General features: G+C 65.7%; 23 protein-coding genes and 1 other annotated feature. Of the genes, 12 read left to right on the forward strand and 11 right to left on the reverse strand.

Features of this window, described 5'->3' with window-relative positions:
• Nucleotides 1–10: 10 nt before the first annotated feature.
• Nucleotides 11–451, forward strand: coding sequence for a DUF1931 family protein (locus RND64_RS20035; RefSeq protein ID WP_174320862.1), 441 nt, complete (start codon nt 11–13; stop codon nt 449–451).
• Nucleotides 452–586: 135 nt separating this feature from the next.
• Here RND64_RS20035 and RND64_RS20040 read toward each other — a convergent pair whose 3' ends face one another.
• Entirely contained in the window at nt 587–1,273 is a 687-nt protein-coding gene (locus RND64_RS20040) for a TetR/AcrR family transcriptional regulator (protein ID WP_053117551.1), read from the reverse strand.
• Between the two features lie 103 nt (nt 1,274–1,376).
• A complete protein-coding gene (locus tag RND64_RS20045; protein ID WP_083444496.1) occupies nt 1,377–1,736 on the reverse strand; it encodes an IclR family transcriptional regulator domain-containing protein in 360 nt (119 codons plus the stop codon).
• On the opposite strand from RND64_RS20045, the gene RND64_RS20050 reads away from it, so the two are divergent.
• From RND64_RS20050 to RND64_RS20065, 5 genes are all read left to right on the forward strand, one after another.
• Nucleotides 1,735–2,016: a transposase gene (locus tag RND64_RS20050; RefSeq protein ID WP_005180712.1), complete on the forward strand. Its 282-nt coding sequence runs from the start codon at nt 1,735–1,737 to the stop codon at nt 2,014–2,016. The genes RND64_RS20045 and RND64_RS20050 overlap by 2 nt on opposite strands.
• Nucleotides 2,013–2,711 carry a DDE-type integrase/transposase/recombinase gene (locus RND64_RS20055; protein ID WP_235434488.1) on the forward strand — a complete coding sequence of 233 codons (699 nt, stop codon included), beginning with the start codon at nt 2,013–2,015 and terminating at the stop codon, nt 2,709–2,711. Before RND64_RS20050 ends, RND64_RS20055 begins: the two co-directional genes overlap by 4 nt.
• Nucleotides 2,712–2,761: 50 nt before the next feature.
• A protein-coding gene (locus RND64_RS20060; RefSeq protein WP_227918568.1) for an IS3 family transposase occupies nt 2,762–4,026 on the forward strand; the annotation gives its coding sequence in 2 pieces (ribosomal slippage) (nt 2,762–3,068 and nt 3,068–4,026; 1,266 coding nt in all).
• Nucleotides 3,064–3,195: a sequence feature (AL1L pseudoknot), on the forward strand. Its footprint overlaps the gene before it by 132 nt.
• On the forward strand, nt 3,986–4,231 hold the full coding sequence (locus RND64_RS23180; RefSeq protein WP_227923718.1) for an integrase core domain-containing protein: 246 nt from the start codon (nt 3,986–3,988) through the stop codon (nt 4,229–4,231). Before RND64_RS20060 ends, RND64_RS23180 begins: the two co-directional genes overlap by 41 nt.
• A 794-nt stretch (nt 4,232–5,025) precedes the next feature.
• Nucleotides 5,026–5,148, forward strand: a complete 123-nt coding sequence (locus tag RND64_RS20065; protein ID WP_265416843.1) for a hypothetical protein — start codon at nt 5,026–5,028, stop codon at nt 5,146–5,148.
• A gap of 121 nt (nt 5,149–5,269) precedes the next feature.
• Here RND64_RS20065 and RND64_RS20070 read toward each other — a convergent pair whose 3' ends face one another.
• The 3 genes from RND64_RS20070 to RND64_RS20080 form a co-directional block, all read right to left on the reverse strand.
• Entirely contained in the window at nt 5,270–5,827 is a 558-nt protein-coding gene (locus RND64_RS20070; RefSeq protein ID WP_005179606.1) for a hypothetical protein, read from the reverse strand.
• A 162-nt stretch (nt 5,828–5,989) separates the two neighbouring features.
• The gene (locus tag RND64_RS20075; protein WP_040519378.1) at nt 5,990–6,190 is read right to left on the reverse strand and encodes a hypothetical protein; all 201 of its coding nucleotides are present in this window, start codon (nt 6,188–6,190) and stop codon (nt 5,990–5,992) included.
• A gap of 762 nt (nt 6,191–6,952) precedes the next feature.
• Nucleotides 6,953–7,147, reverse strand: a complete 195-nt coding sequence (locus RND64_RS20080; RefSeq protein WP_005179596.1) for a hypothetical protein — start codon at nt 7,145–7,147, stop codon at nt 6,953–6,955.
• Between the two features lie 217 nt (nt 7,148–7,364).
• On the opposite strand from RND64_RS20080, the gene RND64_RS20085 reads away from it, so the two are divergent.
• Complete coding sequence (locus RND64_RS20085; RefSeq protein WP_005179594.1) at nt 7,365–9,989, forward strand: AAA family ATPase; 2,625 nt, start codon at nt 7,365–7,367, stop codon at nt 9,987–9,989.
• Between the two features lie 964 nt (nt 9,990–10,953).
• On the opposite strand, the gene merB is transcribed toward RND64_RS20085, so the two are convergent.
• From merB to merA, 3 genes are read right to left on the reverse strand one after another with little or no spacing between them, the layout of a single operon-like run.
• Entirely contained in the window at nt 10,954–11,595 is a 642-nt protein-coding gene (merB, locus tag RND64_RS20095) for an organomercurial lyase MerB (RefSeq protein WP_005179592.1), read from the reverse strand.
• Nucleotides 11,537–12,088, reverse strand: coding sequence for a MerR family transcriptional regulator (locus RND64_RS20100; RefSeq protein ID WP_005179589.1), 552 nt, complete (start codon nt 12,086–12,088; stop codon nt 11,537–11,539). The genes merB and RND64_RS20100 overlap by 59 nt, the downstream gene beginning before the upstream one ends.
• A 24-nt stretch (nt 12,089–12,112) precedes the next feature.
• Complete coding sequence (gene merA, locus RND64_RS20105) at nt 12,113–13,549, reverse strand: mercury(II) reductase (RefSeq protein ID WP_005179588.1); 1,437 nt, start codon at nt 13,547–13,549, stop codon at nt 12,113–12,115.
• Between the two features lie 124 nt (nt 13,550–13,673).
• Here merA and RND64_RS20110 point away from each other — a divergent pair, with 124 nt between their 5' ends.
• A complete protein-coding gene (locus RND64_RS20110) occupies nt 13,674–14,051 on the forward strand; it encodes an ArsR/SmtB family transcription factor (protein ID WP_005179587.1) in 378 nt (125 codons plus the stop codon).
• Nucleotides 14,052–14,663: 612 nt separating this feature from the next.
• On the opposite strand, the gene RND64_RS20115 is transcribed toward RND64_RS20110, so the two are convergent.
• The 3 genes from RND64_RS20115 to RND64_RS20125 form a co-directional block, all read right to left on the reverse strand.
• The gene (locus tag RND64_RS20115) at nt 14,664–14,885 is read right to left on the reverse strand and encodes a hypothetical protein (RefSeq protein WP_005179582.1); all 222 of its coding nucleotides are present in this window, start codon (nt 14,883–14,885) and stop codon (nt 14,664–14,666) included.
• A 135-nt stretch (nt 14,886–15,020) separates the two neighbouring features.
• Complete coding sequence (locus RND64_RS20120) at nt 15,021–16,808, reverse strand: MMPL family transporter (RefSeq protein WP_235434486.1); 1,788 nt, start codon at nt 16,806–16,808, stop codon at nt 15,021–15,023.
• Nucleotides 16,733–17,281, reverse strand: coding sequence for a hypothetical protein (locus RND64_RS20125; RefSeq protein ID WP_005179572.1), 549 nt, complete (start codon nt 17,279–17,281; stop codon nt 16,733–16,735). Before RND64_RS20125 ends, RND64_RS20120 begins: the two co-directional genes overlap by 76 nt.
• Before the next feature lie 115 nt (nt 17,282–17,396).
• Here RND64_RS20125 and RND64_RS20130 point away from each other — a divergent pair, with 115 nt between their 5' ends.
• From RND64_RS20130 to RND64_RS20145, 4 genes are read left to right on the forward strand one after another with little or no spacing between them, the layout of a single operon-like run.
• Nucleotides 17,397–17,786, forward strand: a complete 390-nt coding sequence (locus tag RND64_RS20130) for an ArsR/SmtB family transcription factor (RefSeq protein WP_005179570.1) — start codon at nt 17,397–17,399, stop codon at nt 17,784–17,786.
• On the forward strand, nt 17,783–19,747 hold the full coding sequence (locus tag RND64_RS20135) for a heavy metal translocating P-type ATPase (RefSeq protein WP_005179568.1): 1,965 nt from the start codon (nt 17,783–17,785) through the stop codon (nt 19,745–19,747). The genes RND64_RS20130 and RND64_RS20135 overlap by 4 nt, the downstream gene beginning before the upstream one ends.
• Nucleotides 19,744–20,274: a signal peptidase II gene (lspA, locus tag RND64_RS20140; RefSeq protein ID WP_005179567.1), complete on the forward strand. Its 531-nt coding sequence runs from the start codon at nt 19,744–19,746 to the stop codon at nt 20,272–20,274. Before RND64_RS20135 ends, lspA begins: the two co-directional genes overlap by 4 nt.
• The gene (locus RND64_RS20145) at nt 20,225–21,802 is read left to right on the forward strand and encodes a DHA2 family efflux MFS transporter permease subunit (protein WP_049701014.1); all 1,578 of its coding nucleotides are present in this window, start codon (nt 20,225–20,227) and stop codon (nt 21,800–21,802) included. The genes lspA and RND64_RS20145 overlap by 50 nt, the downstream gene beginning before the upstream one ends.
• Nucleotides 21,803–21,875 lie beyond the last annotated feature (73 nt).

The following is a 21,875-nucleotide window of genomic DNA, read 5'->3' on the forward strand; positions in this document are numbered from 1 at the left end:
CATGCCAGTGATGGGCACCGTCAAATTCCAGCGGTTCTTCCGGGCAGCGGCCGGACTACAGGTCGACCGGAACGACCTCAAGCGCTATACGGATTTCATCGACGACAAGATCTACGACCTGATCCTGATCGGCAAGGCCTCGGCAAAGGCAAACCTGCGGGACGTGATCGAACCGTGGGACCTGCCGATCACCAAGGGGCTGCAGGAGAGCATCCACCGGTTCGAGAAGCTGGACGAGGAGATCGAACTACAACCTCTGCTCGACCAACTGGCGGCCCGGCCATCCTTGGACGTGGCTCTCTCCGAGGAGACCGAGCAACGACTGCCGCTGATCGCCGGAGGCCTGAGCGTGGCGCTGGCGCATACCTTCGTCACGGTCGAGCCGGACCGCAAGAACCCCGGGACCGCCGAATGGAGCGTCGCCCTCGACATCTTCCATCAACTCCTCTGAACCCAGCCAGCGACCGGGCACTGATGGCGGACAAACGTGCCATCCTTGGCTTCGCCGAAAGGCACTGTCGTCATGCATTCAGCCTAGCCGCTAGACTGGCCAGAAACTAGCCATATGTTTAGCCGATAATAGCGATTATGTCAGGTTGAGCAGTTCGTGGGTGTTGAAGGGGAATTCGGACCCGGCCCTGCGAGGATTGGTAGGCCCTATATCAATCAGACGCACGCCTGATTGATGCGGCGCCTTGGCGCCCACGCAGATGATTTCGATTCCTATATCGAGCAGTTCGCGAGCCGAGTCCCAGCGCTCCTGGCGTATCCGGTGTCGGCAATCTGGTGATTCGACGAGATTCTCCGCCACTACTGTGAGTGCGGTACCGGCAACCAGATTCCACACTGTCGCCGATGTCGCGCGTGCTACCGGCGGTGTAGTCCCTGCTTCGACGAAGGCACTCGCTAACCAAGCCAGGCTTTGCTCCGACTCTGGAGATGCTGCGGTGCGGGGCGACGCTAGGGCCAGCACGAGCCACTGATGACGGTTGTAGAGAGCCCAGTCTATTTCCACGGCCGTCAGAACTCGTTGATACCATGGCGTTTCGGAAATTCTTGGATAGGGATGTCTGCGCGTGATCTCGAGCGTCATTGCTTGGATGAGCATGCCCTTGTCGTCGACGTATCGGTAGAGCGACATGGCGCCAACTCCTAACTCGTCGGCAAGCGAACGCATCGTCAACGCGTCCAGTCCGCCGGCGTCGGCAATCTCGATTGCCGCCTCGACGATCAAGGCGTACGACAGCCTGGTTCGGTTGTTCGGATTCGGCATGATCGGCGGGCTCACCCTTCAACGCAGCTCAATGGGACGCCCGGCGCAACGCCCGTCGAGTGCACAGACATACAACCACCGGCCTTCTGTCACGGTTCTGTTCTCAGTGGGTCTGGATTCGATCGGTTGCGCCCAGGCGCAGTCGGAGGTCGGCCTCGATTCGCGAAGCCGTATTGGTCATCGCTGTGATCAGCTCTGTTTCGGAGTCGTTGTGGGGTGTCGATGTGTGCATGATCGATAGATTTAGAGCTGCTATCGGTCGCGGCGACCTGTCATAGACCGGCACCGCATAAGCGCAGAGACGGTCATTGAACTCCTGGTCCATTACGCACCACCCGCGATCCGATACCCCACGAATACTTTTGCGCAGCTGCGCCTTTTGGCGTGTCCCCCGTGAACCGGTCCGGTTGGTTCTAGAGTCTTGATTGCCCTGATGAGGGCGCGAAGGGACGATAGGAATCATGGCGGGACGTAAGCGTCACTCGGCCGAGGACATCGTGCGCAAGCTGCGCCGAGCTGATGAGTTGGCCGCGGAAGGTAAGACCGGTGAGGAGATCGCCGCCGACCTCGAGGTGTCGGCCGCGACGTTGTACAACTGGCGCCGCCAGTACGGCGGCATGGACGGCGACGCCGCCAAGGAACTCAAAGAGTTGCGCGATCAGAACAGTCGGCTCAAGCGACTGCTCGCCGACGCCGAGTTGGAGAAGGACGCGCTGCGGGAGATTGCGCGGGGAAAATTCTGAGCCCAACTGCCAAACGCGCCGCCATAGACATGCTCAAAGCTCGCATGAACATGTCAGAACGTAAGGCGTGCAGGGTTGTTGGGCTCGCCCGCTCCGCCTATCGGCAGCTGCCGCAAGCTCAGACACCTGCAGATTCCGACGCTGGCCTGCGTGAGCAGCTACGGACCTATGCCCGCAAGAACCCTCGTCATGGGTTCCGTCGGGCGTGGGCGTGGTTGCGTTTCGACGAGGGCGACACCGTCAACAAGAAGAAGGTGCACCGGTTGTGGAAGGAGGAAGGGCTGCAGGTACGCCGGGCGCCTCGCCGCAAGCGGGCGGGCCAGTCGTCGGTGCCGGTCGTGGTCGCTGATGCGCCGAAAGTGGTGTGGGCATTGGACTTTCAGTTCGACTCCACCGTCGATGGACACAAGATCAAGATCGCCTCGATGGTCGATGAACACACCCGGATGTCGTTGCTGAACATCGTCGATCGCTCGATCACCGCGGAGCGGTTGATCGAGGAGCTTGAGAAGGTTTTCGCGATCTGGGGTGGCCCGCCGATGGTGCTGCGTATGGACAACGGCCCCGAGTTCATTTCAGAGGCCCTCCGAGCGTTCTGTGCAGGGTCGGTGGGGATCTCCTACATTCCGCCCGGCACACCGTGGAACAACGGGTTTATCGAGTCGTTCAACAACCGGCTGCGCGACGAATGCTGACACGCCTGGGAATCTTGGAGACTCCTGACCTTGGAAACGAGGATGCAGGTATGGCCACAGGATCGCCGTCAGGGAAGAAGCCGACCAGCCGTCGGTACAGCTCAGAAGAGAAGGCTGCCGCGGTCCGCATGGTCCGTAGTTTGCGGGCCGAACTGGGCACCGAGCAGGGCACCGTCTCACGGGTAGCTCATCAACTGGGCTACGGAGTGGAATCGGTCCGCTCCTGGGTGCGCCAGGCCGATATCGATGACGGACACACCCCCGGTGTCACCACCACAGAGGCCACCAGGGTCAAAGAGCTCGAACAAGAAGTCCGAGAGCTCAAGCGAGCCAACGAGATACTGAAACGAGCAGCGTCTTTCTTCGGGGCGGAGCTCGACCGCCAACACAAGAAGTAGTCACGTTCATCGATGATCAGCGGGCAGAATTCGGGGTTGAGCCCATCCTCGCCGTCCTGCGCAGCGCAGGTGTGCGGATGGCCCCGAGTACCTACTACGACATCAAGAGCCGCCGCCCCTCGGCGCGGTCGCAACGTGACGCTGTCCTCGCCCCTGCGCTACGACAGCTGTGGGAAGACAACTACCGGGTCTACGGTGCTCGCAAGCTATGGAAAGCTGCGCGTCGCGCTGGACACGATATCGGTCGTGACCAGGTTGTTCGACTGATGCACGCACTCGGAATCGAAGGCGCGCGGCGCGGCCGGCGGGTCCGCACGACCCGCCCCGATTCCTCGATGCCGCGCCACCCGGATCTGGTCAAACGGGAGTTCACCGCGACTACACCGAATCAACTGTGGGTCACCGATCTGACCTATGTCCCGACGTGGTCGGGCGTGGCGTACGTGTGTTTTATCATCGACGCCTACTCGCGGATGATCGTGGGGTGGCGAGTGGCCTCGCATATGAGGACTGCGATGGTCCTCGATGCGATCGGGATGGCCCGATGGAATCGGGGAAACATGTTGCCGGGCTTACGGTGTCACTCTGATGCGGGCGCGCAATTCACCTCCGTGCGTTACGGGGAACGTCTCGCCGAGATCGGGGCGACACCCTCGATCGGGACCGTGGGAGACAGTTACGATAACGCTCTGGCCGAGACGGTGAACGGCTACTACAAAGCGGAATTAATTTACGGACCCGCCCGCACCGGTCCATGGAAAACGGTCGACGACGTCGAACTGGCGACCCTGGGCTGGGTGCACTGGCACAACACCGAACGCCTCCACGGCTATCTCGGCAACATCCCACCCGTCGAGTTCGAAACCATCATCTACGATCAGTCACGGGCCGACCAACACCGGGTCGGAATCCCATAACCCGAGCCTCCGGGAAACCCAGGGCGCATCATGCCTCAACCGCAACTGCTGGCCGACGTTGCTCGAGGCCCGTGTAGTCATCGCCGACTTCAAAGACGACCACAACCATCGGCACCGCCACTCGGCACTGGGCTACCAGACCCCGGCCGAGTACAGTGCCGGATGCACCCACCGGCATCACCCCGTGGGCTGCGAGATCGACTGATCAACTGCAAGTTAGGAACTGGCTCTAGAACTGACTGGACCGGTTATCGGGGACCTGCCAACTCGAGCTCGGTCACATCGTCCAAGACGCGTCCCTCCAAGAAGCTGGACAAGTATGGACACCCGGTTCTCGATGGATGGCCGCGACGCCTGGTTCTTCTGGTCCAGTACACCGTCGACTGACATTCGAGCCGTGCGTGTCGTCGTGGTCGGCGCGTCCGACCTTTGCGGGGTCTGGTCACCCTGCCCGTCGGTACGGACCACGCCTAGTCTAGGGCCGGGCGAACCTGAGTCCGCTAGCGACCGACGAACACAGACACCCAAGGACACGTTTCCCGCAGCCGCGGCCTGACCCCCCTTGTCCCTGTTGTACGCAAGTGGGCGCAAGCATTGCTGCAGTAGTTGCAACCGGCACGTTTGTCAACCGGACCCGTGCCTGGCGCCGCCGTTAACCACCGTGCCGTCCTCTCGGCTCCAACCGCTACAGGGCCTGGTAGCACCGGCACATACCGTCAGGCGTTACCTCATCGGTTGTCGACAACAGATAAGGCGACCTACTGGCTTGCGGGAAGGCCAGTAGGTCCCCATCCGGAAGCCATGAGGCGGCTGGGTTATCCGTGACCAGCGATCCGGATAGTCTTGTTTTGCACGATGATGCTGCATCGCTCGCGTCGACAGTTTCGGCACCGTGGCGCGCGGGCTGCGGCGGCGAAGCATCCGGGATGTAACCGCCCCAATAGGAATGGCACTCACGTCGCCGGACTCATCCGGACCGACACCTCAGGTAGCGGACCAGTGCCGGCCCCACCGGCACTGTTGACCCGGATCGCGCGCATCCTCACCACCGCAGCCGAGCACACAAGCAACACCGACCTGGCCGCAACGCTGCGCCGCGATGTCATGCGCGCCTCGGGCTAGTGGGTGGCGTGTAGCCGCGTAGTGAGGCTACAATCGGAGCCGCAGCCAGCCCATTGCGGTGGGTTTGGAAGTGAGCCACAGGATTACTCGCCGGACGACGAGGCCTGTGGCTCGCGGTCTTTTAGGGGCCGATGGTGTGTATTTCGACACCGGCGCCGAGTATGTCGAGATAGTCCCCGCGGCCGCACCGCTGTTGCACCACGGCACCGCACACGATGTCGGCAACCCACAGCGCCGGTTCGTGACGGCCGATAGCGTGGTCAATTCGCAGAGTCGGGGCGACGGCTTGTCGGGCGCGGAGCTTTTGCAGCATGTCCATGTCGCTTGCGTCCTGTTGGCCTCGGGATTCCAGCGTGATCGTGGCGCAAGGCATGTCGGCCAGGTGCGGCAGTAGGAACTCCATGCATTTGCATCGGTGCCAGCGATCCGAGGATTCCTTGTCGACGTGCACGACGACGAACCCTGTCAGGGGTAGTTCGGCGATCGCGGTGACGAGTTCGGTTCGTCGTTGCTCGCTGCTGCCGTGCCAGTGCACCTTCGGCTCGGCCAAGCGCAGCGCTTCCATAGCTGCGCGGAGGGTGTCGACGTCGTCTTCGTCGCAGAGGGCTGCGGACATCAGGTACGCGCCGGGGTCCATGTCCGGGCGCGACCCGCTCTCGTCTGCCCACGCCGTCAACATGATGGAACACCCTATTGGTCTGGTACGACTCGACAGGGCTCAGGGGACACACATGGACGGCTTTCTGAGCCCCTCCTCTCGCTCAAACGTCACCACTCCGCTCATGTGGCAACCGACCGCGGGGAGGGCGGCAGCGCAGCGCAGCGGAGAAGCTGTTTGTGACTATTGGAGCCGGTCGGCCTGTCCCCCGGTCTGATCGGCGTACGCCTGGGCTTCGTCGAGCTCGTTGGCGGTGTAGGTGCGGATGCCGGCGGGTTGGCCGGCCGGACGCACGATGAGCGTCAGGTCAGGCAACTCGACGCGGCCGCGTTTGGGTGCGACGCGGTTGGTGGGGCCTGCCCCCGTGTCATTGTTGTCAGTCATTGCGGTGCTGGGCCCTCTCGCGGTTGCAGTGCTTCGGGCGGCACCCACATGGTGATGGTGGCCGAGGAGACGCGGTTGGCGCTCTCGACTGGCATCTGACATATCCCGCGCCAGAGGCCGTTTGAGGTTTGGAGCCACGCTAATAGCAGTGCGGGCATGGTCGGCTCGATCCGGGCTCCGAATGCGCGGACTCGCAGTGACACTCCCCCGCCGGCCGCATAGGAGCGGCCGCACGAGGGGGCCGCGATCGCGATGTCGACAACAACGGGCTTCGGCGGGTCGAACACGCGCAGTGTTCGGGTGTCGGGGCCAGTGGTCGAACATGCACAGAGTGTCATCTCGCAAGACATCGGTGACAGTTCTGCATCAGGCCATAGGTGACAGAGTGAGGGGTCTTGGTGGTGACACTTCTTCATTTGGTTTCCGCCACGCACCGCTATGTGCCTTGCGTTGCGTGGCGCGGTTGCCTATGAGGGGGGCCTGACGCAGGTGCTCAACTGACCGCGCCTGCGACGGTTCAGCAGCACCCCGTGATGGCGCTGAGAACGCTGCGCAGCGCTTCCAACGACTCTGGCCGGGCACGGTAGTAGACGGGTGATAGAGCTGCAGCCTTGTTGATCGCGCTGATCGTGGAGGGGGTCAAATCGATTCTCGGAACAGCCTGGGCGGCGATCCGCGCGGTAGCCGCCTGAACTTTCTTCGAGGAGTCGGTACTATCGCTCTCCGACGGACTCATGTCGCCCCCTTCAGTAGCCCTCCTGACTAGCCTACTGGGCAGTTCCGCCACACCCGGAGATTATGTGCGCCGCTGGCGATGCTTGCCACGCCTGCCTCGTCGGTGAGGTCGATTCTGGTGGCACCGATCCGCTCGCAGAGAGTCTCGACGTCGGGACAGCCGTCCCAGATCAGGTAGTAGCACTCGTCAGGGGTGGTGGTGTGACGGGTCAGATGTGTCATCGCGACACCGATCTGCCAGATCTCTGAGGGGCCGGGCTCGCCGAAGTCAGGGATGTGCGCCTCACTTTCCTTCTGACCTATGACCGGGGCCGACAGAACGCAAACGGCTCGATGCGGACTGGCAGTCTCTGTATCGTCGATCGAGGTTTCGCAGCGTTAGCCGACTGCGTGTCAGCCTGCCCCATGTTTTCTCAGGCGATCGGAGGGTTGTCGATCAATGACTGCTGCAGCGCGCTTCTGGGCAGTTGATCTGCACGTTCACACGCCCGGTTCTAGCGACGCCAAGGACGAGCATTACGGCACGCCCGGAGACATTGTCGAGGCCGCGCTTGCCGCCGGCCTTGACGCTATCGCCATCACAGACCACAACACGGTCTCCTGGTGTAGTCACATCGCCGACGCAGCGGTCGGCACTCCACTCGTCGTCCTGCCCGGGGTCGAGATCAGCACCAACGAGGGCCATCTGCTCGCCATCTGGGAGCAAGGAACTGACCCGGCGCTGATCGAAGAGGTCCTGGTGAAGCTCAACATCGGCCAAGCAGACCGCGGCAAATTGGACATCAGCGCCAACGCTGGCTTCGCCGACGCCGCGACGAAGATCGCAGCCTCCGGTGGGTTGGCCATACCTGCCCACATCGAGAAGGACAAAGGGCTGATGCGGTTGACGGTTCCGGCTCACGTCAGGGAGATCTTGCTGCACGACGACGTCTGCGCCGTTGAGATCGTTCATCTCGACACCGCAGACGACGTCCGTAACAAACTCGGCGAGCAACGAAACATGGCCTTCGTCCGCGGATCGGACACCTGGGACAAGGACGAAAGCCATCATGCGCTGTCCGGAATCGGTGCGCGCCGCACCTGGATAAAGGCCAGCCGCCCGGATCTGATTGGACTCCGCCACGCGCTCGCCGACCCGCAGTTGCGCGTCTTGCTGCAGCAGCCAGCTCCGACCACCTACACCCGCATCGAAGACATTGAGTTCCTGGGTGGATTCCTCGGCGGCGAACGCATCCGCTTCTCGCCAGACTTAAATTGCCTTCTTGGCGGCACGGGGGCGGGCAAGTCTTTGGTACTGGAGGCGATTCGATTCGTTCTGAGCCAGCAGGTCGACGCCATCGCTTTTCCTCACATTCGAACCGAGATCGACTCGCGGATGGACAAGGCGCTGATGAACAACAGCACGGTCGTCGTGCATGTCGCCGGCGACGGCGTGCGATACCGGATGGAGCGGACGTACAACGCCGGCGGATCGCCAGCTGCCCGCGTCCTGCAACAGACCGGAAGCGACTGGGCTGAAATCAACGACGACCCCGCCCTCATCTGCCCGATCGCGGCGTTCTCGCAAGGAGAGATCCTCGAGTACTCCCGAGAGCCGGTTGGTCGCATGGCCCTGGTTGACGCGTCGATCGACCTGGAGGCGGTCAACGCCTCCATCGAAGCCGCGATCGGGGGCCTGCGGGTCAACGCCGGAAAACTGATCGCGGCTCGGCAACGCGTCCAGCGATTAGAATCCGAGACCGCTGGCGGGGCGGAACTTGGCGAACAAGTTCGCCAACTCGAGGAACTGTTCAAAACCGAGACGGTGAAGGAGCAGTCGGGGTGGACCGCAGAGCAGACCAGCTTGCACGGCACACGGAACGACCTCGCCGACCTCGACGCGCCCGCGTTCAATCTGCCCGAAGCCGAATTGCACGAGTCAGTGGGCGAGAACGCTGGCTTGTTCCTCGAAGCCAATGCCGTGCTGGCACTTCTACGCGAACGCCTCGACACGGGACGCACGCAGATTCTCGAAGCGATCGCCGAGGCTGCGAAGGCCATGGCGCGCATTGAGGGTCAGTGGAGAACGCGGTTCGACGAGTTCAAGATCCGCCTCGATGAAGAACTCGACAAGATTGATCCGGAAGCATCTCTTACGGCTTTGCGCGCGAGCCTCGAACAGTTGCAGTCCAAACTCACTCAACTCCAGGCTGCCAGGGCCGCGCTTGAACATCGCGCTCGGCCCGATCTGGCTCGACTGGAGCAGGAAAGACATGACCTCACCGACGCCCTTCACGCTGCGCGACGCACACGGCGGGACATGCGCCGGGCGCGGGTCATAGACCTCAACGCGAAGGCGGCTGGCTTCGTCAAGCTCGACGTTCCCAACCAAGGGGACCAGTCTGAGTTTCGCCGTGCGCTCGACCTGATCAAGGTGGGCTCACGGGTCAGGGAGGACTTCCTGAATGAACTCGCGCTTCGGACGCATCCGCTGAGGTTCGTCCGCTCAATGTGGTCGCATAACCTCGCCGAACTCGTAGATATCGATCATGGAATCGACATGGCGAGTCTCGCCAAGCTGCTCACGAACATCGACGAACGCAATTTGTGGGAGGACCTACTGAATCTGCAGGCCATCGACCGTCCCGATGTCCTCACCATCAAGTTCAAGAAGCCCGGCGACCAAACCTACACGGCGATCGAACAACTCGCTCATGGCCAGCGATGCACGGCCATCCTGGTCATTTTGCTCGCCGACGGTGACACACCGGTGCTCGTCGATCAACCAGAGGATGCGCTGCACGCCCCGTGGATCGAGGAGTACCTCGTCGATCGTCTACGTTCGCTGCGCAGCAGCCGCCAATATCTGTTTGCCACCCGCAGTCCGGGCATAGTCGTGAGCGGCGATGCGGAGCAGATCGTGACGATGAAAGCAACCGCCGGACATGGCCAGATCGAAGCGGTGGGTTCACTCGAGCGGTACGAACTTAACGCCTTGGCGTTGGAACACCTTGAGGGAGGCCGGGTCCCATTCAGTAGACGTACGTTGAAGTTGAAAGTGTCCGTCGACCCACCAACGCCCTAAAGCGACCGTGCCCCGTCGAACTCGACCGGTTGCACCACGTCGATGCGTTCGATCCCGTGATTCCGGCACACTTTCGTCACTGGTGACGAAACATATTGCAGTGCAAAGCAATTCGCCGATAACGTATCTTATGTCAAGTAAGCCCCTGCATATTGCATCAGATGCAACACGTGGCCTGAGATCCGTCATTTGGATGTCAGTTGGCGACCTGGGGATTCGTCACTCGTGTCAGTAGCGCTCGTCACCGGAGTCATCTACCCGTGCGTATCTCGAGCGCGCACCGCCACCCTGACTCTCGATCTGTAGATCAGCGGATGCCTTCGGCCGCCAGGCCCTCGCGCTGCTGGGTGGCGTCGATGCTGAATGCGCCGCCGTGGATCAGCTCACCGAGGCCACTACCGAGGCATTCCAGCAGTACCCCGACTACGCGGTGATCACCAGTTTTCCTGGCCTGGCTGACCTCTCCGGCGCTCGGGTGCTCGGCGAGATCGGCGACGACCGCGAGCGGTTCACCGACGCCCGTTCGCTGAAGGACCTACGCCGGTTCTGTGCTGATCACGCGGGCCTCCGGGCGCAGCATCTCGATTACCCGCCGCGTGGTGAAGAACAACCGACTCAACGCTGCAGGATTCCTTTGGGCGTTCGCCGCGATGGCGAAAGCCGGCGCACCCCAAGACCATTAACGCCGAGGACGCGACCGCGGCGATCGGCACGCCGCTGCGCTTCGGCACCTCTTCGACCGCTTGCTCGGGCAGCTCCACTACTGCTTGCAAACCGGTCAGCACTACGACCCGATCAAGGCGTTCGGGCCCGCTCAGGACGCGTCCTTCGAGATCGCGGCTTGACCTCTTGGTGTGATCGGAGGTCTTCTTCGGCGCGTTCAAGACCGATATCGACGCCGAACTCGCCCAGCTCGGCCCGACCGGGTACCGGCCCTTGTGGGTGCGCGACACCCTGTTCTGAGTCAGCAGCACGGCGCCTCGCCGGCCGGGTCGATGAGCGCCTCGGCCAGTGGGCGTGCGAGCTGGGTGTAGGCGTCGGCGACCGGTAGCACGGTCATCCCAGGATGCTCGGATCGCCACTGCTCGGCGGCGTCGGGAGTGGCCAGGAACATCTGCGGATTGCAGCAGGTGGCGCGGACCTGCCCGCCCCGGATCCCGGCGGGGTCGACGAAGGCCACCATCGCGGCGGCCGGTTGCAGGTCGGTGACTCCCGTGACTGGATCGACGGTCAATCGCACGGCGCTGACGGTAACCGGGCACTCGGATTCGACGTGTGCGCTCGCCCCGATCACGGCGGGGAAGACGAGCGTGTCGGGCGCACACCAGGTGTAGAGCTGATGGCCTGCGACGGTGAATCGGTGCGGGGTCGGATTCAGGGTCAATCCCCACCCGAGGACCCGGCCCTGCTCGTCGTATTCGATGTCGGCGCCGATCGGTGTCTCTTCGAGATCTCCGGCGTCGACACCGGCTGCGGCCGCCAACTCCGTGACGGTGACCGGCGCTCCGTGGGCCAGCAGCCGCAGCGCGGCCCGCAGCAGCGCCCGGTCACGGTCGGCTGGTGCGATCGTGGCGAAAACGTCGGCGGGAATGGAGTCGGTGCTCATGAGAGTCAGCCTTTCCGAGAATGCGTCGGGTGCGATGTCGATGACGGTAGGGTCTGCCCCCGGGGGCAGAGTCAAGCCCGCGTCGGGCATCGGCACGGACCTCGGTCCAGCACACATCGTCGGCGGCCCACCGCGCACGGTGGATGCTGGTGAAGTCGTCGATGCGGTCGAGGATCTGCTGGGCGTCGCTGATCCGGCGGTGCAGCCGCTGTCGCGACCGCTCCAGTAGCTCGGCCAGACGCGCGCCGACCGCTCCGTCTCCACTATCGACGGCGTCATCGGTGAGCTGGCAGATCTCGGCGATGGTGAGCCCAAGCCCGCGCAGCTCGCCGATGAACCGCACACACCACAGTGCGTCATCGGTGTACAGGCGGTAGCCGGCCGCGCTGCGCCCCAGGGTGTGGATGAGCCCGAGGTCGGTGTATTCACGCAACGCCTTCACCCTCACCCCGGTCCGCGCCGACAACACGCCGATCGTCATGTGCCCGTTCATCTCGGCCTTTCCTGGAGGAGATCGTCAGCCTGCGCAGCAGGACAGTTTCGTCACGTCGGTGGTGAAGGTCTGGGCGGTCAGTTTCAACGCTTCGGCCATGGTCAGATACGGCGCCCAGCTGTGGGCGAGCCGGTCGACGGTCATACCCGCGGTCATCGCGTATCCGGCGGCGGTGATCAGGTCTCCGGCACCCTCGGCCAGCGCGTGCACGCCCAAGATCCGGCCGGTATCGGCGTCGGCGACGATCTTGGCCAGGCCACGGGTATCGCGATTGACCAGCGCCCGCGCCACACTCGACAACGCCAGCGTCCGGCACCGGCACCGGTATCCGGCCGTCACCGCCTCGGCCTCGGTGAGCCCCACGGCGGCGATGGCGGGGCTGGTGAACGTCAGCCGCGGCACTGTGGCGTAGTCCAGGACCCGATCCGCGTCGGCGAACGCGTTGTCGGCCACCAGCGTTCCCTGCGCGGCGGCCACATACACGAACTGCGGGCCCCCGGCCACGTCCCCGGCCGCCCAGATCCGGGCATTGTCGGTGCGCTGACGGTCATCGACGATCACCGCGCCGCGCCCGTCGACACCGACCCCGACCGCCTCCAGGCCCAGCCCCGCGGTGTTCGGGCGGCGACCGGTCGCGACCAACACGTGTTCGGCCCGCAGCTCGCTGACCCTGGCCCGAGTGCGCACGCTCACCAGCTTGTGGCCGCCACCGGCCAGGACCTTCTCGACGGTGGCCGCGGTCAACACGGCGATATGCTCATCGGCGAAGACAGCCTCGATCGCGGCCGAGATTTCCGGTTCCTCGCCCGGCGCCAGCCGCCCCAGGGCCTCGATCACCGTCACCCGGGTGCCGAGGCGGGCGAACAACTGGGCTTGTTCGAGCCCGACAGTGTTGCCGCCGATCACGATCAGCGACTCCGGGAGCCGCTTCAGGTCCATGGCGGTGGTCGAGGTCAGATACCCGGCCTCGACCAGACCGTCGATCGGCGGGATCCACGGCGTCGCACCGGTCGCGATCAGGTAATGGCCAGCCTCGATCACCCGGGTCCCGCCGTCGTTCGCTCCGACCCGCAACCCCGGCGCCGCACTCGTGCCGTCGAACACTGCCGTGCCGGAGACGATCTCCCACCCGTACTCGCCCGCCAGCTCGATGTACTTGTTTGCCCGCAGCTGCGCGACCAGCGCGTCCTTACCGGCGATCAGGCCCGGAAAATCCAGCGGCACCGCAGCGGCACCCAGGCCGGGAAACCGGTCGGCGGCGGCTGCGGCGTGGCGGGCCTCCGCGGCGGCCAGCAACGTCTTCGACGGCACACACCCGACGTTCACGCAGGTGCCACCGACGGTGTCGCGCTCGATCATCACCACGGACCTGCCGTGGCCGACCGCGGCGATAGCGGCGGCGAACGCCGCCGAACCGGACCCGACGATCGCCAGATCCGGACGGGATTGTGTCGTGGCCACGCCTGCCTCCTGAGGGGTTGAGCAACCGCGTCGCCAGCCAACGGCTGCTATTCGCATTGACGAATACCTACAGGGCTCATACTATGCGCTTAAGCGAATAGTTCAAGTGGTGTGGAGGTGCCCCATGTCCCGGTCCACGACCGCCGTGCCCGGCGACGAGCTGGCGTGCACACATCTGGATACGACGGCGAAGTTCTTTCGCGCCCTGTCGGATCCGACCCGGTTGAAGCTGCTGGAATACATCCTCGCCGGCGAACGCACCTCGGCCGACTGCGTCGCCCACGCCGGCATCTCCCAGCCGCGGGTGTCGGTGCACCTGTCGTGTCTGGCCGATTGCGGATACATCGTCGCGCGCCGTGACGGCAAGAAGCTGCGGTACACGGTCGGAGACCCGCGCGTGGCCGAACTGGTGCTGCTCGCCCGGTTGCTCGCGGCCGACAACGCCGCCGCCCTGACGTGCTGCACCCGCATCGACCAGGTACCGGACGGTGACCGGACATGAACGCCCTCGACAGCCCTCACGTCTCGGCAGCCGCTCACCGTCGGCGGGTTCACCGCGGCTGGGACTGGGTGTCAAGCTCGCCGAGGTCGATGCCGAGCTCGCCGAACTCACCGCGGTCCGGCGACACCCTGGCCGCCGCGCTGGCGGCCGGACGCGAAGACCTGCTCGAGCGCAGCGAATCCCCCTGCTGCCCTGTCCCATCGACACCGAACCCAGCGCCAGGCAGCGGTGGCTCGGCGAGCTGCGGGGGAGGCCGTTGTGGCTGCTGCGACCTAGACACGCCGCTGGCGGGCTTGCATCGGGACCGCGGCACTGCTGCCTGGGCTGTTGCGCGGTGGTGCCCCGCTGCTGATCGCGGCCGTAGCACTGAGCAGCGGCACGCTGCTGGTGAGCCTGTCATGGCTCCAACCGCTCGGATTCGCCCATCGGACTCGGGCTCCTCGGACTGATCTGGTCCCGCCAATGACTCGCGCCCGCGGCTGCGATGAGGGCTGCGCAGCCACACCTTCCGGCGACGCGGGCACTCCGGCCCGCACCACCGCCGCGACCTGGCTCAGGCCGTCACCGAGTTTGGCGCCTGCGAGGCCACCACGGTGATCAGCACCGTAGCCATCAACGGCGCCATCGCCGGTGCTCACCGCGCGCCGAGACCCGCTGCCCGGTCCCGGCGCGCGGTACACCTGGGGTGAGCCACGCCAGCGTCAGTGGGATGACGATCAACACGAGGAACGCTTCCAGGAACGGTCCGGCCTCCACGAACTCGGCCAGATCCGACGTAGAGCCGCAGCTGGTGGCAGGGACACCGCTCCGCCGCGCCAGCTGGGTAATACGCATCATCACCACCCCGCGACCCTGAACCTTCGACTCGACTCGAAGGTCAGACCGGCCGTGACGGTTGCCCCCGAGGGCGGTGTGGCCCCGGCGGCCGGTCCCGTGTCCGCGACGAATCAACCTGGTCTGATCGCCGCGCTACTCAGCGGCGGCCCGTGGTGCGCGAGTGTTGGGTGGGCGAAACCTGAGGGCGGGCAGCCACCAGTTCCAGCCGCCGAGCAGGCGCATGAGGGCGGGGACGAGGACGAGGCGGATGAGGACGGCGTCGATGGCGACGGCGACGGCAAGGGCGAGTCCGAGTTGTTTGAGTTCGAGGATGTCGGCGGTGAGGAAGCTTGCGAAGATGGCGATCATGATCGCGGCGGCCGCGGTGATGGGGCGTGCGGTGTGGGTGAGCCCGGCCGCGACGGCGCGCTGGTTGTCGCCGCTGGCGTCCCAGTATTCGCGGATGCGACGAATCAGGAACACCTCGTAGTCCATCGAGAGCCCGAACAGTAGCGCGAACACCACGGTGGGTAGGTAGACCTGCACGAATCCGGGGCTGGTGAAGTCGAGGACGTTCTCGCCCAGACCCCACTGGAACACCGCGACGGTGATACCGAGGGCGGCGCCGGTGGCGAGCAGGTTCATCGCGATGGCCTTGAGGGGTAAGGCGATACTGCGGAAAGCGGCGATGAGGAAGACCAGCGAGGCGGTCAGCACCAGGGCTACGACCAGCGGAAGTTTGGTGGTCATTTCGTCGGAGAGATCGACGAATTCGGCGGTGCTGCCGCCGATGCGGATCTCGGCTCCGGCTGCGCCGGCGGCTGTGTTGCGCAGGTCGCGGACGAGGTCGGTGGCGGCCATCGAGTCGAAGGTGACCGAGGGGATCGCCATCGCGAGCATTCGACCGTCATTGAGCTGGGCGGGCAGGACGGTGTCGATGCGGGCGTCGCCGTCGATCTCGGTCAGGAATCGGTTGACCCGTGCTTCGGCGTCTGCGGTGAGTGGGGTGTCGCTGGGGCCGGTGGCGATGATCTCGACCGGGGAGAGTGCTCCGGGCGGGAAGTTGGTGTTCAATGCGGTGCTGGCGCGTCCGGTCGGGGTGTCGTCGAGGGCGGTGGTGCCCATGTCGAGGCCGTAGCGGATCCCGAATACCGGCAGCGCGGCGAGGACCAGCACCGCTGCGGCCGCGGTGCCGAAGAGGACGGGTCGGCGCATGACGAGATACGCCCAGCGCGCCCAGCGGCCACCGAGAACGCCGGGAGCGTCGGTGGCGCTGTCGGCAGGGCGCCAGCGGGCCGGGAGACTACCGCGGTTGACAGCCGGGCCCAAGGCGGCGAGCAGGGCGGGTAGCAGGGTGACGGCGACGGTGAGCATACTGGTGACGGCGGTGGCGACGCCGATGGCGATGCCACGGAAGATCGGTGCCTGGATGATGATCAACGCGCACAGCGAGATCATCACCACCAAGCCCGAGACCAGAATCGTTTTGCCTGCTGTGGCGAGGGAGCGACCGACGGCGCCGCTGATCGCGGCATGGTCTGGCCCGGTGTGGTGGGTGAGTTCTTCGCGGAAGCGGCTGACGATGAACATCGCGTAGTCGATACCGACGCCGAGGCCCACCATGGTGGCCATGGCCACGGTCAGCGAATCGAACGCGGTCACAGCAGTGAGGGTGAACAACACTCCGACCGCGGTCAGCATCCCGGCGATGGCCACTGCGATCGGGACCGCCGCTGCGGCCAGGGCGCCGAGGGCGAGGACGAGCAGGACCAGCGCGACCGGGATGCCGATTGCCTCGGCGCGGGCCAGGTCGGCGTTCTGCAGTTCGGTGGCCGCGTTCTGTACCGCCGAGTACCCGGTGACCCCTACGTCGATGGAATCGTCGCCGGTGGTGGCGATGGCGTCTTGCAGGTCGCGCGCGACTTTCGCGCGTTCGGCCATGTCGCCGTCCATGCCGGCGAGCGCGATCGCGACGTGACCGTCGGCCGAGATCTGGGATCAGATCCGGGCAGCCCGTCGTAGGGGCCGACGACGTCGACCACGCCCTCGACCGCGGTGGCGGCGGTGATCGTGCGAGCCACCGCTGCACGGAACTCGGCGTCGGTGGCGGTGACCGCGCCAGACTGCAGCACGATGACCGCCTGTTCCGTACCGAACTGCGGGAAGTGCCGGGCAACCAGGCGATCCACCTCGGTGGACTCCGAGCCCTCGACACCGAAATCCATCGCACCGAGCCGGTTCTCGAGCAGCGGGTAGGCCACCGCGCACACCACCAGCAGCAGTCCCCAGACCGCCAGGACCGCACGTCTGCGCCGGGCCATCAGAACGCCCCACCGATATAGCACTCCGGGCGAGCCCGGCGGCGATGGTTGCTGAGGCGAGTTCTCGACGACGGCGGACTTCTGCTGGTTCACGCGTTCTCCCTCCGTAGCGACCACGAATTGATCGCCATATCACGATGTAATCGTTGAAACGAGATTAATCACACTCTCACTCGATATCAATAGCTTTCGCCGCTATCATCGCTTTATGGCGATTAATGACGGCGGGGGTTGCCTCGTCGAGACGCAGGGGTTGGATCCGGCGGTGGCCCTGTTCCACAGCCTCTCCGATGCGACACGGTTGGCGATCGTGCACCGGCTGGCGTGCGGGGAAGCGCGGGTCTTGGACCTGATGGCCGGGCTCGGACTGGCTCAGTCAACGGTATCGGCGCACGTAGCGTGCCTGCGCGACTGCGGGCTGGTCGTGGGCCGCCCGCAAGGGCGGCAGGTGTTCTACAGCCTGGCCCGCCCGGAGTTGATGGACCTACTCGCCTCGGCAGAGACCTTGCTCGCGGCGACAGGCAATGCGGTGGCGTTGTGCCCGAACTACGGCACCGACTCCACCACCGAGACGGAGAGCGCGGAGGTACGAGCATGAGCGACGCATGCGGCTGCGGCCACGACGAACCCGCCGGTGACGGCGAGGCCGAGGAACGCGAACCCGAAAAGCTCTGGGAAGTCAGTGAACTGCGCGTCGCCGCGGTCGCCGGAGTGCTGCTGGTCGCGGCACTGATCGTCGGCTGGACCGGCGGCCCACGCGCCGTCGAGTTGGGGTTGGAGATCGCCGCACTGCTCGTCGGTGCATACACCTTCGTCCCCTCCACGCTCAAACGGCTGGCCAAGGGCAAGATCGGTGTCGGCACGCTGATGACGATCGCCGCGATCGGCGCGGTGATCCTCGGCGAGGTCGGCGAAGCCGCCATGCTGGCGTTCCTGTTCTCCATCAGCGAGGGCCTCGAGGAGTACGCGGTCGCGCGCACCCGCCGCGGGCTGCGCGCCCTGTTGAACCTGGTACCGGACCGGGCCACCGTGCTACGCGACGGCACCGAAACCGTCATCGCCCCTGCCGAGCTGCGCGTCGGGGATCGGATGCTGGTGCGCCCCGGTGAGCGGGTCGCGACCGACGGGGTGATCGTCGACGGGCGTAGCGCGCTGGATGTTTCGGCGATCACCGGCGAATCGGTACCGGTGGAAGCCGGGCCGGGCGCGGAGGTGTTCGCCGGGGCGATCAACGGCACCGGTGTGCTGACCGTCGAGGTCACCACGACCGCCGAGGACAACTCCCTGGCACGGATCGTGCGGATCGTGGAGGCCGAGCAGGCCCGCAAGGGCGACGCTCAACGCTTGGCCGACAAGATCGCCAAACCGCTGGTGCCCGGCATCATGATCGCCGCCACAGCCATCGCGGTGATTGGCGCGCTCTTCGGGGATCCGGTCACCTGGATCGAACGTGCGCTGGTGGTGCTGGTCGCCGCCTCACCGTGCGCGCTGGCGATCTCGGTGCCGGTGACCGTGGTCGCCGCGATCGGTGCGGCGAGCAAGCTGGGTGTGCTGGTCAAGGGCGGTGCCGCACTCGAGGCGATGGGCCGGGTGCGCGAGGTCGCGCTGGACAAGACCGGCACGCTGACGGCGAACAAGCCTGCCGTCGTCGAGATCGCCGCCACCGGCGGTGTGCACGGGGACCGGGTGCTGGCGGTCGCGGCCGCGCTGGAATCGCGCAGTGAACATCCCCTCGCCCGCGCCATCCTCGCCGCCGTCGACACCGTCACTCCCGCCACCGACGTCGAGGCGGTCACCGGTGCCGGGTTGACCGGCCGCGTCGACGGACGCCGGGCGCGGCTGGGCCGTCCGGGCTGGATCGAACCGGGTGTTCTGGCCGCCGATGTGGAACGGATGCAGCACGCGGGGGCGACCGCGGTGCTGATCGAGCTCGACGGCCAGGTGATCGGTGCGATCGCTGTGCGCGACGAACTGCGGCCCGAGGCACACGAGGTCATCGACCGATTGCACGCGCTGGGAATCCGGGTCTCGATGCTCACCGGTGACAACGCCCGCACCGCCGCCGCTCTGGCCGCTGAGGCGGGGATCGAGGACGTGCACGCGGATCTGCGCCCGGAGGACAAGGCCCACATCGTGGGCGAACTGCGCAGCGACCGGTTCACCGCGATGGTCGGCGACGGCGTCAACGACGCCCCCGCACTGGCAACCGCCGACCTCGGTGTGGCGATGGGCGCGATGGGCACCGATGTCGCTATCGAAACCGCGGATGTGGCGTTGATGGGTGAGGACCTGCGGCACCTGCCGCGGGCTCTCGAGCACGCTCGTCGGGCTCGCCGGATCATGTTGCAAAACGTCGGTTTGTCGTTGGGGTTGATCACGATCTTGATCCCGCTCGCGCTGTTCGGGATTCTCGGGTTGGCGGCGGTGGTGCTGGTGCACGAACTCGCCGAGATCGTCGTCATCGCCAACGGTGTCCGCGCCGGACGCACCAAACCCCTGGCCTCGCTGACCGATTCGGCGGCAAAGCCCGCACCGGTACTGGCCGGAGCGCCCGCGTGACCGCCACCGCGTCGTCTGCTCCCACCGTGTCGCGGTGGGGGCGGCGACTGCGGTGGGTCGCTGCCGCGGCCGCGCTGGCCGGTATCGACCTCACGCTCAAAGCGTGGGCGCAGACCACGCTGGCCGGGGCCCCGATCGAGGCGGGTCCGGTGGACCTTAAGTTGGCGTTCAACCCGGGAGCGGCGTTCTCGATCGCCGCCGACGCACCGAGCTGGGTGATGCTCACGCTCACCACGGTGATCACCACCGCGGTCGCGGTCGGCGGATGGGTGGTCGCGCCGCGCGCGAACCTGCTCACCCGCGTCGCGCTCGCCGCGATCCTGGGCGGTGCCGCCGCCAACGTCATCGACCGGGCCCCCGACGGTGTGGTCACCGACTACCTGCACACCGGCTGGTGGCCCACCTTCAACCTCGCCGACACCTTCATCGTGCTCGGCGCGACCGCCCTCATCATCGCCACTCTGATCGGAAACTCCGATGAGCGAGAACCACTCTCACCCGAACACCACGCCGACGACCGGGACTGAGCCGGGCCCGTCACGTCGGTGGGCAGGGCTGGCGGCGCTGGTCGTCGCCCTGCTCACCGTCGGGCTGGACCTGATGGTTCTCAACGTCGCCCTGCCCACCCTGGCCCAAGACCTCGGCGCGAGCACCACCCAGTTGCAGTGGATCGTCAACGCCTACACCCTGGTCTTCGCCGCGCTCATGCTGCCCGCCAGCGGCTTCGGTGACCGCTACGGTCGCAAACGGCTGCTGCTGATAGGTTTGGTCGCCTTCGTCGCCGCCTCGGCCTGGGCCGCTTTCAGCGGGTCCACCGGCTCGCTGATCGCCGCCCGCGCGGTCATGGGCATCGGGGCCGCGATCATCGTGCCGCTGTCGCTGGGGATCCTGCCGACCCTGTTCGGCCCCGACCAGCGTCGCCGCGCGATCGCGGTGTGGGTCGGTGCACTGGGTGTCGGGTTGCCGCTGGGGCCGATCGTCGGTGGCTGGCTGCTGCAGCATTTCTGGTGGGGCTCGGTGTTTCTGATCAACGTCCCGGTCGGTGTCGCCGCCCTGGTTGCCTGTGTGGTGCTGTTGCCCGAATCGGTCGACCCGCATGCACCGGCGTTGGACTGGCTCGGGATCCTCACCGCCGTGCCCGGTACGGCGGCGCTGGTATTCGGCATCATCCAGGCTCCCGCGTACGGGTGGACCGATCCCGTCGTGCTCGCGGCTCTGGCGGCCGGTGTGTGGCTGATCGCGGGATTTCTGGTGTGGGAAAGCCGTGCCCGCGACCCATTGGTCGATCTGGCACTGTTCACCAATCCGGCCTTCACCTGGCCCACCCTGGCCGCAACCGCGGGCACCTTCACCCTGGTCGGCGTGCTGTTCGTGCTGCCGCAATACCTGCAGATACTGCGCTACCACGACGCCTTCGGCACCGGCCTGCGCTTGGTGCCTCTGGTGCTGGCGATCATCGTCGCCGCAGCCGCTGTGGACAAGATCGTGACCCGACTCGGCGCCAAAATCCCGATCGCCACCGGCATGGTGATCGCCGCGGCCGGATTCGTGCTCGCATCCCGCATCACCGTCGACTCCGGCTACGGCTTCGTCGCGGTGTGCCTGGCGACCGTGGGCCTGGGAGCCGGGCTGGCGTTGGCGCCGGCTGTCGACGCGGTCATGGCGAGCCTGCCCGAGCATCGCAGCGCCGCAGGAGCTGGGTTGCTGATGGCCATTCGACAGGTCGGTGCCGCGTTCAGCGTCGCGATCCTGGGCACCCTGCTCACCGTCGTTTACACCCGCGACCTCGACCCCCACCTGAGCGGCCTGCCCGAACCAGTGGTCAGCGCGGCGCGTGACAACATCGCCGGAGCGCAACTTGCCGCGACCCAGATTCCCGGCCCAGCGGGCGCCGATCTGGCCGCGTCCAGCGCCCACGCCTACAGCCACGCCATGTCCGCAGTGTTCCTTGCCAGCGCCGCCATCAGCGCACTACTGGCCGCGGCCATCGCCGCCAAACTCCCCAACCACACTCCTGCGCCCGCGCCGACATCACCGGCGCGTGATCGAAACTGAAATAGCCACTCCCATGACAGCGGCTACGGCACGCGACACAACTGCGTGTCAGCCGAGCAGCAGTGCACTCCCA

The sequence above is a fragment of the Gordonia sp. w5E2 genome (assembly GCF_036540975.1).
Classification (GTDB): Bacteria; Actinomycetota; Actinomycetes; order Mycobacteriales; family Mycobacteriaceae; genus Gordonia; species Gordonia jacobaea.

Bases quoted from the DNA above. Each gene is read 5' to 3' on its own strand.
- RND64_RS20100 (WP_005179589.1), bottom strand. From the start codon at position 12,088: ATGAACGGGCACATGACGATCGGCGTGTTGTCGGCGCGGACCGGGGTG.
- RND64_RS20110 (WP_005179587.1), top strand. From the start codon at position 13,674: ATGTCCCGGTCCACGACCGCCGTGCCCGGCGACGAGCTGGCGTGCACA.
- RND64_RS20050 (WP_005180712.1), top strand. From the start codon at position 1,735: ATGGCGGGACGTAAGCGTCACTCGGCCGAGGACATCGTGCGCAAGCTG.
- RND64_RS20070 (WP_005179606.1), bottom strand. From the start codon at position 5,827: ATGTTGACGGCGTGGGCAGACGAGAGCGGGTCGCGCCCGGACATGGAC.
- RND64_RS20075 (WP_040519378.1), bottom strand. From the start codon at position 6,190: ATGACTGACAACAATGACACGGGGGCAGGCCCCACCAACCGCGTCGCA.
- RND64_RS20120 (WP_235434486.1), bottom strand. From the start codon at position 16,808: ATGGCCGAACGCGCGAAAGTCGCGCGCGACCTGCAAGACGCCATCGCC.
- RND64_RS20085 (WP_005179594.1), top strand. From the start codon at position 7,365: ATGACTGCTGCAGCGCGCTTCTGGGCAGTTGATCTGCACGTTCACACG.
- RND64_RS20130 (WP_005179570.1), top strand. From the start codon at position 17,397: ATGGCGATTAATGACGGCGGGGGTTGCCTCGTCGAGACGCAGGGGTTG.
- RND64_RS20080 (WP_005179596.1), bottom strand. From the start codon at position 7,147: ATGACACATCTGACCCGTCACACCACCACCCCTGACGAGTGCTACTAC.
- RND64_RS20135 (WP_005179568.1), top strand. From the start codon at position 17,783: ATGAGCGACGCATGCGGCTGCGGCCACGACGAACCCGCCGGTGACGGC.
- RND64_RS20145 (WP_049701014.1), top strand. From the start codon at position 20,225: ATGAGCGAGAACCACTCTCACCCGAACACCACGCCGACGACCGGGACT.
- RND64_RS20035 (WP_174320862.1), top strand. From the start codon at position 11: ATGGGCACCGTCAAATTCCAGCGGTTCTTCCGGGCAGCGGCCGGACTA.
- RND64_RS20040 (WP_053117551.1), bottom strand. From the start codon at position 1,273: ATGCCGAATCCGAACAACCGAACCAGGCTGTCGTACGCCTTGATCGTC.
- RND64_RS20115 (WP_005179582.1), bottom strand. From the start codon at position 14,885: ATGCGTATTACCCAGCTGGCGCGGCGGAGCGGTGTCCCTGCCACCAGC.
- merB (WP_005179592.1), bottom strand. From the start codon at position 11,595: ATGAGCACCGACTCCATTCCCGCCGACGTTTTCGCCACGATCGCACCA.
- RND64_RS20045 (WP_083444496.1), bottom strand. From the start codon at position 1,736: ATGATTCCTATCGTCCCTTCGCGCCCTCATCAGGGCAATCAAGACTCT.